Genomic DNA, 13,140 nt, shown 5'->3' on the forward strand with positions numbered 1-13,140 from the left:
TCTATATTTATCTAATTTATACGTTCGGTTTTACCGGACCTGCGGAAAGAGTTACTTTACAACGATTTCGTCTGTAAACACCCATCCCCCGAATTCCTCTCCGGCACGAGCCTGGTAACGGACATAACGTCCTTTGGCATTTCCGTTCCATGCATAGTTCTTAAATACTACAGCATCCGATTTAACCACTTCATGCGTCTGACGGCTCAGCTCAGTGAAGTTTTCTCCATCTTCCGAGACAGAAATTATCACTTCGACAGGCAGAAATACTTCAGGACCCACTACCTGCATAAAATCAGCACCAATCAAATGCAGATCTGTCGATTCTCCCATATCGATAGTTACGTCCAAACGATCGCGGGAAATAAATCCCTGCCATGCCCCGTCGCTATAGGTCCAACTCCCACGGATTCCATCAGTCAGGGTTTTATCACCTTGTGCCGGATAAGACGAATTGTAGGGAGCATTATATTTTACGGTCTTGCCCAATGCAAGATGCTGAATCGGTTGCGCTGCTTCCGGCCGATTGCCGATCTCCTTTTTCAAATCGAACGGATGATATCCTTTGGATTGTAAATATCCTACAGCCTTTAAAGCACGGGGACGAAAATCAGTCCATGATTTCCGTTCAGGTGCAGACCAAGCCACTTCGGCCAACGCAAGAATACGAGGATAAATCATGTATTCACAATGCTCGTCAGTCTGAATATATTCTGCCCAAAGATTGGCTTGAACACCATAAATCAATTTTGCTTCATCGGGTGTAAGCGAAGCGGGAATCGGATTGTAAGAGTATACTTTTTCCAATGGCAGATATCCTCCGATGGCTTCGGGCTGAGAATAAGGAGCATCCTGATAACTATCTATATAACAGTGCGAACCGGGAGTCATAATCGCCTGATGACCGGATTTTACGGCATCGATACCACCTTGTTCACCACGCCATGACATTACAGTGGCATTAGGTGCCAATCCACCTTGCAGAATTTCATCCCATCCCAGTAACTTGCGGCCATGGGCATTGAGGAATACCTCCACACGATGAATCAGATAACTCTGTAACTCATCTACATTATCCAGTTGCTCATCCTTCATGCGTTTTTGGCATTTAGGGCAGGTTTTCCAAGCAGCTTTTCCGGCCTCATCACCTCCAACATGAATGTATTGGGAAGGGAAAAGCTCCATAACTTCCGTCAACACATCTTCAAGAAAAGTAAAGGTTTTCTCGTTTCCGACACAAAAATCGGCATTCTTATAAGGCTCTCCTGAACAAGACAGTTCCGGATAGGCAGTCAGAACCTCTTCCGAATGGGCAGGCATCTCTATCTCAGGAATAATAGTAATATGACGTTCACGGGCATAATTGACCAATTCACGAATATCATCCTGCGTATAATAACCTCCGGAAGCACCGGGAGCATCAAAACGACAATATTTCCGCCCACCTTCATTCCACCATCTTTTCCAGTTGGCTTCCGGACGCCAGGCAGCAAGTTCCGTCAATAAAGGATATTTCTTAATCTCGATACGCCAACCGGCAGCATCGGTAAGATGCAAATGCAGGCGATTAAGTTTATAATAAGCCAATGCATCTATCTGCTTTTTCACAAACTCCTTAGAACGAAAATGCCGTGAAACATCGAGCATCAGCCCACGATATTCGAAGCGTGGCGAATCCTGAATCGCTGTAGCCTGAACTGACCAGGCACCCTCCATTGCGGGTTGAGCCATTTGCAAAAGAGTCTGGACACCATAGAATAATCCGGCACCGGAAGTAGCCTGCACTGTTATTTTATGCGGAGTTACCTCCAGCATATAGCTCTCGGGAGAAGATAACTGAGGATTAGCCTTCGTTATCATAAGAGAGACCACGTTCTCTTTCGTTTGCTTTTTACCGTTTTTGAAATGGATAGGTAATGTCTCCAGATAATCCATCAACATTTTCTTCTCTTCACCTTTCAGGTTGGTATACAGCTTAGTGTCACCGGTAAATAGAAAAGTACCGCTACCTTGCTCCATCCGGAGAGGAATAGGAATGACAGACTGCGCTTTCACACCAGCTGTTGCTATCATCAAACCGGCTGCAAGCAAGAAAGTACAAATTTTCATTGTAGGTTTTATCATGATATGATTGGTTTTAGTTTTTTGTTTTCAATGTACAAATATAAGTAAAATGTCAGATTATCTGCAATCAGTCAATCATTATCTTAACTATTTCCGGGGTACGGATTCCCGGCTTCAGCTCACCATTGATATTAAAGAAGATCTGTCCCTGCCCTGTCAATGCAGCACCGGCACGGGCAACATCTTCACTCCGAACAGCCTCTTCCCACTTATCCCGGCGTGTATTATAAATCAAAATCCGGTCATTAAAACGATACCATCCTGCCGGATGCAACATATACTTTTTTGCTTCCAACTTTAGACTGTCTACAACAGTTTGTTTACCATTGGCTACGGCTGTCTTCATCATTTCCTCGCGCTGAAGAGCAGAAAAGAAAATATCTTTGTTGACTCCACCGGTACAAAGTATCAGACTGTCCGTCAGTGCTATACCGGCTCCACCACCCAAAGCGACGGGCACAGAATCATTGCCAACCGGAACAGATACCGACTGCCATTGTTGCAAAGATGGAGAATAGCAATATCCGTCAGTAGAAAGGGTTGCAGACCGTCCATCGGATGCACCGGCAAAACCTCCCCATAAATATAGAAGGGCTTCCCCCTCTTTACGTTGCCCTACACATACCGGTTGTACACGGGGAGAACCCGGAAAATCGGGAAGCCTCTGCCATCCGGTCTCCGGGTTACTCAGACTGAGGCAATAAAGTGCATTCGAAGGTTTACCATCCACATTGCCTCCGGCTACGAAAAGTGTATAATCCACTACTGAACCGCTCATATTATCCATTGTACAAGGTAAAGAAGGCAGTGTGTCTACAATCACAGTCTGTTTATCGTCAGTCAAAGAAAGGCGGTAAACAGCAGATAAGGATCTATTTTCGTTCGATCCACCCACACAAATGACCCCTTGAGGAGTCGAAACCGAAACTCCATAAGCAGCAGCAACAGGTAACTGACCGACCTGTCTCCATATAAAAACTGAGTCTGCAGAAGCGTCAGCGGCATAAATACCTTGGTAGAATTTCTTCTTTCCTCCTTCGGCTGCCGGCGTTTCCGGAAAATTACATCCGCCGGCAATCAATAACTCTCCCTGATAGATGCCGGCATAACATGCCGATACACCCAAAGAAAAACCGGGTTCTCCTTCGGGGAATCCGGTCATTTTCTGCACGCTAATCCCTTCTTCATTAGGCGCAACTTGCCGGGAGCTGCACGAAGCAGCCATCCCGGCAAGTAAACATCCAATGATAGAAAGAAAACGAATCGTTTTAGTTTCTGTCATTTCTATTTTTTCAATTCAACGTAATTTCATCTACAAATAAGAAACCCGGGTTACCTTTACCACCATGCCATGCCGGAATGGAGTGTTCCGACGTTGCAACCACTTTCACATAACGGGTTTTCACCGGATCAAAAGTCAATTTGTGCTCATAAAGCCCATTGCGATCTGTCTCTTTCATCTCGGGATATGCTTCAGAAGCAACTTTAGTAAAAGTCTTATCATCATCTGAAACCTCAATTGAGAAAGAACGTGCATCGAATACCCAGTCACCCTTCTCAACACAAGTTGTAATAGCCACACTTGAAATTTCGGTAGGTTGCTGCAAGTCAATTGTTACATCCATATCATTCTTATAGAATGCGATCCAACGGCCGGTTTTGTAGTTACCATTTCCTTTCAGTCCGTCTACTAATGTAGAAACACCACCAAACTCATATTGCTTGTTTACAGGCTGATTAGCTTTAATAGGCTTTGAAGTAGATTTACTGAAAGCAATCTTTTCAGTCAGCATTTTGCTGTTTCCGGTAGGACGAACAGCAACCGCCTTTAAAGTACAACTTTCCTTAATCGTAAGAATACTGTCACATACGGGAGAAGCTGCCGTAGGCTCAGTTCCATCTAATGTATAATGGATGGGAGCACCGTCAATAGTAGTCATCACTACATCTACTGCTCCTGTGGCCGAATTAGCAACAAACTCGGATTTCACATCAAATACATGTTTGGCATAATTATATCCTTCAGCTTCATATATATTAATCAATTGTGGCAAACGGGTCAGGAAGTTTTCATAATTCTTCTTTTCAGGATTAGACCATTGCACCTCTGCTAAAGCAGCCCAACGCGGCAACACCATATACTGAGCCTGAGAGAAAGTAGGAATGTATTCCGTCCAAAGATTAGCTTGTACACCAATAATATATTTTTGCTCTTCCGGAGTCAATGAAGAGGGCATTGGCTCATAACTATACACTCTCTCCAAAGGTAAATAACCACCAATAGCCAAAGGTTCATTCTCAGTATCTTTGGTCTGATAGTAGTCAAAGTACAGATAAGTGTTCGGAGTCATGATAACATCATGTTTCTGCTTGGCAGCCTCGATACCGCCACCTTCACCACGCCATGACATCACGGTTGCATTCGGAGCGAGTCCACCTTCCAAAATTTCATCCCAGCCGATAATCTGACGTCCGTGCTCGTTCAGGAATTTTTCTGCATGGTTGATAACAAAACTCTGCAAATACTCTTCTTTTGAATGCTTAGCATCACTCTTGATTCCCAAAGCTTTGATACGAGCCTGACACTTCGGACATTTCGCCCATTCACTCTTCGGACATTCATCACCACCAACATGAATATATTCAGATGGGAAGATATCCATAACTTCTGTCAGTACATCATCGATAAAGGTCAGTACACTGTCATTACCTGCACACAATACCTGATCGGATACTCCCCATATCTTCCAAACTTCATACGGACCACCGGTACATCCCAAATGGGGATAAGCAGCCAATGCTCCCTGCATATGTCCCGGAAGGTCAATTTCCGGAATAACAGTGATATAACGATCGGCAGCATAAGCTACGATTTCTTTTGCTTCTTCCTGAGTATAGAAACCACCATAAGGTTTTCCATCATATTCTCCTGAATTACGTCCGATTACAGTTTCCGATCTCTTTGAACCGATTTCTGTCAACTTAGGATATTTCTTGATCTCAAGTCTCCAACCCTGGTCCTCTGTCAAATGCCAATGCAAACGGTTCATGTTATGCAAAGCCATCATATCGATATATGTCTTTACTTCATCTACTGTGAAGAAATGACGTCCCACATCAAAGTGGGCACCACGATAGCTGAAACGAGGATAGTCGTTGATTTCTACAGCCGGCAATGAAGGAGTTGTACCAATGGCAACCGGAATAGACTTGCGTAACGTCTGGATACCATAGAATACACCGGCTTCAGTGGGAGCAGCAATGGTTACACCATCTGCATTCACACTCAACTGATAAGCTTCAGGGTTCTCTGATTCCATACCCAATTTAAGCAGAATGGCACCTTTACCTTCAGTTCCAGCTTCAACTGCATAATCCTTACCTGTAGCTTTCTTCAGATAGTTCGCCAGGAATTGGGCATTACGTTGCATCTTTTCATTTCCTTCCGGATAGATGATTTTCACACTACCATTCAATGTAAATGGTTGGCTTTGAGCAGTAGTAATTTCCTGAGGTAAAGGAATTACCTGGTAATTAGCTGTAGTCTCTTTGTCGTTACACGAAGAAATAAATCCCGTGAGCGCCAGTAAACCGGCAATTTTAAAAAGATTTCTCATACAAATTATTTAATAGGTGTTAGTTATAGGTATCTCGTACATGTTTCACTGTAATATTTTGCTGTTCTCCTTTCTTAATATCCGGAGACGTAATCGTTATCTTCTTGTTTTCCCCCGGCAACAGATCAAAGAAATTATCACTGAAACGGGCGCCCTGAACAGGAATCTGGATAAATACATCTTTAGCCAGCTTAGAAGACGATAAGGTCACTTCACACTTACCATCGGATTGCTTTACTTTCATAGAAACATTTGTTTGGGGCAACTCCAAATCCTTAGTCTTATTAAAGAAATAAACCTCTTCAGCTATTTTCTTACCGGTTTTATCTTTCAAAGCAAGTAGTAAGAAACTGTTTTTACGATGTTCCGATGTCACCCACTCACTCAACGGTTTACGAAAGATACAAGAAGAAACATTCGCCGGAACCTCGACTGCCCTGACAACTTCCTTATCTAATGTCTTGCCATTAAAGTCAGTCACTTTCATTTCAAGTGTAAGCTGACTCTGTTCTTCCAGCAAATCAGATATCAGATAAACACTCAAACTATCACCTTCTTGTATCGCATTGACCAGCAGTGGCGCAAAAGCTCGCTTTGCCTGATAGTGCAATGCCTTCCAATTGCCATAATAGTCTATACTTGACCAGGAAACGACAGGCCAACTATCATTAAGCTGCCAGTACAATGTCCCCATACAATAAGGCCGGTTGCGACGATGTGCTTCCATGCCATGGCGCATACCATGCCCCTGAAGTACAAGTCCGATATATACAAAGTCTTCAAACTTCTCAGGAACAACATAATCACGCTCCATATAAGTTCGTATCAAATCGTTACCGATACTGCTTTTCTGGTGTCCGTTCATTACCTCCGATTCAATCTGATAATCTTTCGGAGACGCAAAAGTAGCAATCGTCTTCATTTCAGGGAACGACTGGAAACCGAATTCGCTCATGAAACGAGGCAAATCGGTATCTAATGACTCAAAAGGCTTTTTGCCATACCACACACCCCAGTTATGACTATCGCCAGTGCCCCAGGACTCCGGACGTCCCCAATTTGCGAAATAGGGAGAAGTATGTTTGTAGAAACGCCCTTCATCAAGTTCTTTCACCTTTGCAGGCAGCAATCCCCGGAATAACTTATCATATCCCCGGAACATGTTTTCATATACTTCCGGAGTATAATTCTTTTGCCATCCCCAGTATTTTAATCCTTCCAGAATTTCATTATTCCCACACCACATGGCGAGTGAAGCGTGGTTTCGCAGACGTTTGAGATTATATTCCGCCTCCTCTTCCACTCGCTTCAAGAAAGTAGGATCACTTGGATAGGAAGTACATGCAAACATAAAATCCTGCCAGACAAGAATACCATTTTCATCTGCCAGATCATAGAAACGATCGTCTTCATAAGTTCCCCCACCCCATATACGAACCATATTCATATTAGCCTCTTTCATATCTTGAAACAGAGTCCTATAACGTTCGGTAGTTATATTGGGGAGCAACGCATCATCAGGAATATAGTTTGCTCCTTTTGCGAACATCGGGATGCCATTCACCTCAAAATAAAAAGATTCTCCATCTTTGTCTTTTTCGTTCACTACGCATATCGTGCGAAGTCCGATTCGATGCTGCCGTGCGGCGACCGTTTTGCCATCACACACCACCTGCACTGAGAAATCATACAAATGAGGTTTCCCCCACCCATTGGGCATCCAACGCACGGGGTTCTGAATATCCAATGGAATTTGGACTTGATTTAAACCCGGTTTTAATGTTACATTTTCCTTTACCATCACTTCCTCTCCTCCTTCCAATGAATAAGAGATCAAGACCTCAGCAGGCTTTTCTTTCTCAGAAATACTATTAATTTCCAATTCATTAGAGAGTTTTGCAACCTGATCTGTCAGACTAAGCTGCTTCACATGAAAATCTGCAATAGTAGCAACATCATAAAAACGAAGAGTAACAGGACGCCAGATACCGCTTGTAACCATACGGATTCCCCAATCCCATCCATAACTATAAGGAGCTTTCCTGGTAAATACACTAAGACGTTTTTCGTGGTGATCATTATCTGCCGGATAATTAAATCCATTGGAGGACCACTGTGGAAGGGTTTGTTTTATCGGAGAATGAAAATAAACATGCAGCAGATTCTCCCCTTTACGTAATACTTGTTTTACGGGAACTACATAGCCCACAAACATATTATCTGATTTCAGAATCAGAGAACCATTCAAATAAACATCCGCATAAGTATCCAGTCCCTCAAAGGAAAGCTGGGCGGCATCTCTCTTCAACTGCTCTTCTGTAACGACAAAACTGGTTTTATATTCCCAATCCTCATTTTCCACCCACTGAATCTTCTTTTCATTGGTACCATAGAACGGATCGGGTAGCAATTTATGATGAATCAAATCCTGATGAACAGTGCCCGGGACAGTAGCTGGTAGCCATTTTTCTGTCCCCACCTGTGAGAATGACCAATCGTCATTCAACATTAACACATCCGAAGTGTCCCTGTTTTGCCCATAAGCTAAACCGCAACAACATACAAGTCCATACAATAATTTTTTCATCATAAACTGCTCTCTTTTTCAAGTTTATCTTCCCCAGTCCGTACGGAACGTAGATGCCGGTAAACCATCACCATTGACCAGATTGGCCCGGGTGAAAGGCTGCCAGCCGTAACGTACACGAAGAGGATTCTTCACTTCTTTACTATATACTTTTATTTGATTTCCTACAACTTCGGCTGTAGCCGGATAATAAACATCCTCTGTTTCAGCCACTTCGAATGTCCGTAACGGTTTCCCATCCGATGAATGCATACCTTCAGCACAATCAAATGACACGTAAGCAGCACCATCACGGAACTCTACATTGCGGAACATCGGCCCCGAAGGCGTTACATTCTTCTTTCCATAAGTCTGATTCAAAGCCCAATGTGCCAAACGCTCCCCAACAGGCTGTTTGTGTTTGGGGTGTACATCAAGCGAATCACCCAGGTCACTCGATACTGCCATACCTGTATTAGGAATCTCATACATCATTCTGCGCTGGCTATCACGGAACCATGGCCATGACGGACGATTGATGCTTGACAACTGCACATAATAAAATGGCAAATCTTTATTTTCCCAGTTTTTACGCCAACTTTCAACCAATAGTTTAAACAATTTCTCGTGTGCCTCACGATTATGTGCATTCGATTCACCCTGATACCAAATAATACCTTTAATAGGATATTGTTCTAAAGGACGGATACCGGCCTCATACAGGTAACAAGGTTCATAAGGATGACGTTGCTGTTTGCTATCCGCCTTTTTCACATTAAGAGCGGCACGACCGCGTACCCAGTCTTGGATAAAGTCATTTTGAGTCCAGTTACGTAATATAGCCGGAAATTTATATTCCAATGTATTACGGTCTACCCATGCTTCGGTAGGCGAACCGCCGATTGCGTTACAAATCAATCCGACAGGTACCTTTAGACTGTCCTGCAGCATTTTACCAAAATAGTAAGCTACCGCAGAGAAAGAACCGGCAGTAGCGGGCGAACAAACTGTCCATTCGGTATCTTTATAATATTGCAGATGATTTAATGAATCCAATACGGACTCATCCCATTCAACAGCATCTGTACGCCAGCGCGCCTTCATATCGAACAAACGAATCTGATCATTGGCGGCTTGCGGAATATCCCTTTTAGCAGTTTTACTCCAACCAAGATAGAACTCCATGTTCGATTGTCCGGAACAAAGCCATACCTCTCCGGCTAATACATTATTGAAAGCTTGTTTCTGCTTTCCCGCAGAAACAGTCAAAGTATATGGGCCTCCAGCCTTCAAAGGCTGGAGAGTGATCGCCCAATCACCATTGGAAGCAGTTTTCACAGACTGTTTCTGTTTAGCTATTGCTACAGTCACTTTTTCTCCTGCGTTTGCTTTGCCACTGATAGTCAGAGGCTGCCCATGTTGAAGCACCATATTGTCAGTATACAGTTCAGATAAGTGTAATCCACCGAAATCTCCCGTAATCGCAGAATATACCGTTTTCGCAAGAATGCCGGCACCCTCTACATTAGGATGTACAGCATCCGGAAGAAGATACGGATACGGATAAAGCGGCGCATGGAAATCCATCAACTGAACCCCGGCATATTTAGCTATTGTCTCGATACTTTGCTGAATTTCTCCATGCCAATCACGGGTACCCGACTCAAAACGAGGATGACGATCGGCAATCGGTGTCAGTCGGGCAATAATAATATGACATTTAGGATTAACAACACGGAAAGAATCAATCAATGCCAGATAATCTTTCACGAAATGATCACGATAGTTCGGCCAGTCACGAGGATCCGTATCATTGATTCCCAAGTGAATAACAACAATATCACCGACAAAGGCAAGCGCTTTTTTAAATTCTTCCTGCTGCATGTAAGGGCGGTGTCCTTTATTTAATAAAGTAGCCCCTGATTTTCCGAAATTTCCAACTTCATAAGTATCGCCCAAAAGTTGCTGCAACTGTGAAGGATAAGAATCCGTTGCCGGATTTGGAAGAGTATACCCATACGTAATACTATTCCCCACGCAAGCAACTTTTATCCGCTTCTGTGCGGACAAAACTGCGCAAATCATCAAAAATAGAGATAAGAATAGTATCTTTTTCATTTCTTGTTTATATAAGGTTTAACAATATCCACCCATTTAAGGTAGCCTTTACCCAGTAAGTGTAAACCATCATTTGTATACTCAATATTCATCTTGCCGGTCTTCTCATCAACAAAATGAGAATAGAGATCAATATAGGTCACGTGTTCTCTGTCAGCCAGCCGAAGCAGCCCTTCATTAATCTTTTTCACCTCTTGCCAACGTGACGTATGTCCGCCAAACATCTTATAATGATCGGTTACCGGAAGTACACTTTGCAAATATAGCTTTGTTTTTGGAGATTCTTGTTTAATTTTTTGAGTAATCATACCAATACGATGAACAATTGTATCCGCAGAGGTGCCCCGGCTTACATCATTTATACCGATCAACAAGAATATTTTAGCGGGTTTTCCTTTTAAAATCGCATCCAGCCGATCATAAACACCCATACAGATATCACCACTGATTCCCCGGTTTTTGACATGCTTATTATTCAATAATTCACTCCATTCTCCCCCGTTAGTAATACTATTACCCAGAAAAATGATATCTTTTGAAGTCACAGGCAGCTCCTCAAACAGAGTTGCACGTTGATAATAGAACGTAGAATATTTGCGTTCCTGTGCGTTGCCCGCCATTGAGGCGAGCAACAACATCATTAATAAAATTTTCTTCATTCGTTTTTATTTTTTCTCGATCACTTCGTTTTGTCGGGCGAATAGATAAGTCCGTCCACTGCATTTTCTCCGTCAGGAGTTACAAAAACTGTAGTAAACATCCACTTCACCAACCGCACCTCGGGCATATTGAATTTGCCAACCGGCAATTTCAGGAAAACTTTATTCCAGCCTTTATTCAGATGTACGGCGATAGGCGGACGTGCCACACAATTTTCATTTCCCAACGCTATTTCATTACTCTTTGTACTATGAGTAGCTGTCCATACAGGCGGCTGTATTTCTTCATTATTGATCCAGATACGGCTGCCTTTATAGTCCCATTTACCTTGTAACGGAGCCAAGTCCATTTCCGAACGACCATAATTCTGAAATTCAGCCCATAGCCCTACTTCCTGATCTTTCGGAGAGTAAACCCATGTATAGGCATAAGCCGTATGATTCTCTTGCGGATCTTTATAGAAAGTAGGTACCATTTTCCCCCATACATGACGAAGATAGATACCCGCACCAATGGCAGGGTGTACCCCATACTCTTTTCCTTCATATAAATAAGAATCCTTCAATTCCTGTTCCGGAGGAAAGACTTTATTCAAATCTCCACCATTAGGAAATGCATCAGTAATATTCCATTTTACATTCGTCTGTTTTACATAGGCGAACGGATATCCCTTAAATGTATGCTCTTTATGCCAAAGCATACGATTCTCAAAATCAGCAAATTCTTTAAACTCCGGAGAGTCTTCAGAAGGTAAGATAGTACCATTCTTATCAAAATATTCTGTACCTCCGCCTTTCCATGCACGTTCAGCAATAGCCAGCATATTAGGATAGAAATTATTCTCAAGTATAATATTGCGTTCGTTAGCTACGTAACGGTCATTCCAGATGGCAAGAATTGTCCCTGCAATATCGTCACTTCCTTGCTCAACATTATAAATACGGCTGTTATACAATGCAATGATATCGCCAAAAGTATCAAAATGATTGAGATAATGAAACTTAGAATCAATTGCGGGAATACCTTTTTGGGCTTTTCCACGATAACTCCACAAATGCGTCATATCAATTTCGCCAGGTTTATAATGCCATCCCGGATTCCACGAAATTACTTTCTTTCCTTTGGCACGGACATATTCGACCATTTCCGGAACGAACTTTAGATTGGTAAACCGAACTTCATCCGTACCAATATGAAGATAAGGTACATCAAAAGTCTCGCAAACTTCATCTACCAGCAATTTAAGAATTTTCATTCCTTCCGGGCTCTGCATATCATGACGGAATGTACGGACAAAAGCCTCACTATGCCCCGGCATATCAAATTCCGGGATTAAAAGTATATTATGCGCTTTACAAAAAGCGACTAAATCTTTCGCTTCTTCCAATGTATAGTATTTACCCGGCATACGAGTCGTATTCACACTGTCATTCAGCATCGGAAAAATTTTACTTTCCAGCCTCCACGATTGATTTTCAGTCAGGTGCCAATGAAAGACATTAATTTTAAAACGTGAAAGAACAGCAATTTCACGTTTCAATTCTTCAATCGACATATACGTACGCCCTACATCCTGCATAAAGCCACGTATTCGGAAAGCAGGCCAGTCAACAATTGAACAACCGTTGAATGTTGCCTTTTTCTTTCGCACATCCTGTAACTGGGCCAAAGTTTGCATAGCCCAATACACACCATGCTCCGTCACAGCCTCAACCGTAACTTTACCATTATTTACCACCAGGCGATAAGCTTCGTCTGCGTTCAAAGGTACCTCTTCTAATGAAGGTACCAGTTTCACTTCAATACTTGCACGAGCTTTGTCATCAATGACTCCACCCCTATCGACAACAAAAGCTTCCCACTCTTGCCGAAGCACCGGAGTAGAAAGCTTTGTTCTGCCCAGTACAAAGCTGGAACTTAAAGGAGTGAACTTTTGCGGCTCCGGAAGCAGGTGATATTCACCTGCCCGGACCGTAGAAATTGTGCATAAGTAAATAATGAAACTGATTAAGAAAATTTGTTTATTTCTCATCGGTGTTTATTTAGTTTATGGGG

7 protein-coding genes are annotated in these 13,140 nt (G+C 42.7%); all 7 read right to left on the bottom strand.

The features are described from left to right. Positions 1 to 51: 51 nt before the first annotated feature. Positions 52 to 2,124: a family 20 glycosylhydrolase gene (locus KO473_RS02375; protein WP_005819546.1), complete on the bottom strand. Its 2,073-nt coding sequence runs from the start codon at positions 2,122 to 2,124 to the stop codon at positions 52 to 54. A gap of 67 nt (positions 2,125 to 2,191) precedes the next feature. After that, a complete protein-coding gene (locus tag KO473_RS02380) occupies positions 2,192 to 3,406 on the bottom strand; it encodes a cyclically-permuted mutarotase family protein (protein WP_005819545.1) in 1,215 nt (404 codons plus the stop codon). Positions 3,407 to 3,416: 10 nt separating this feature from the next. Then, a complete protein-coding gene (locus tag KO473_RS02385; protein WP_005819544.1) occupies positions 3,417 to 5,741 on the bottom strand; it encodes a family 20 glycosylhydrolase in 2,325 nt (774 codons plus the stop codon). 19 nt (positions 5,742 to 5,760) lie between these two features. After that, positions 5,761 to 8,331 carry a glycoside hydrolase family 2 protein gene (locus tag KO473_RS02390; protein WP_005819543.1) on the bottom strand — a complete coding sequence of 857 codons (2,571 nt, stop codon included), beginning with the start codon at positions 8,329 to 8,331 and terminating at the stop codon, positions 5,761 to 5,763. A gap of 21 nt (positions 8,332 to 8,352) precedes the next feature. Beyond that, positions 8,353 to 10,425, bottom strand: coding sequence for a GDSL-type esterase/lipase family protein (locus KO473_RS02395; RefSeq protein WP_005819542.1), 2,073 nt, complete (start codon positions 10,423 to 10,425; stop codon positions 8,353 to 8,355). Next, positions 10,422 to 11,084, bottom strand: a complete 663-nt coding sequence (locus KO473_RS02400) for an SGNH/GDSL hydrolase family protein (RefSeq protein WP_022012119.1) — start codon at positions 11,082 to 11,084, stop codon at positions 10,422 to 10,424. The genes KO473_RS02395 and KO473_RS02400 overlap by 4 nt, the downstream gene beginning before the upstream one ends. Before the next feature lie 20 nt (positions 11,085 to 11,104). After that, entirely contained in the window at positions 11,105 to 13,117 is a 2,013-nt protein-coding gene (locus tag KO473_RS02405; RefSeq protein WP_005819541.1) for a family 20 glycosylhydrolase, read from the bottom strand. Positions 13,118 to 13,140 lie beyond the last annotated feature (23 nt).

It is taken from the genome of Bacteroides sp. HF-4919 (assembly GCF_018860125.1).

Coding starts and splice junctions, on each gene's coding strand:
- KO473_RS02375 (WP_005819546.1), bottom strand. CDS start 2,124: ATGATAAAACCTACAATGAAAATTTGTACTTTCTTGCTTGCAGCCGGT.
- KO473_RS02380 (WP_005819545.1), bottom strand. CDS start 3,406: ATGACAGAAACTAAAACGATTCGTTTTCTTTCTATCATTGGATGTTTA.
- KO473_RS02385 (WP_005819544.1), bottom strand. CDS start 5,741: ATGAGAAATCTTTTTAAAATTGCCGGTTTACTGGCGCTCACGGGATTT.
- KO473_RS02390 (WP_005819543.1), bottom strand. CDS start 8,331: ATGATGAAAAAATTATTGTATGGACTTGTATGTTGTTGCGGTTTAGCT.
- KO473_RS02395 (WP_005819542.1), bottom strand. CDS start 10,425: ATGAAAAAGATACTATTCTTATCTCTATTTTTGATGATTTGCGCAGTT.
- KO473_RS02400 (WP_022012119.1), bottom strand. CDS start 11,084: ATGAAGAAAATTTTATTAATGATGTTGTTGCTCGCCTCAATGGCGGGC.
- KO473_RS02405 (WP_005819541.1), bottom strand. CDS start 13,117: ATGAGAAATAAACAAATTTTCTTAATCAGTTTCATTATTTACTTATGC.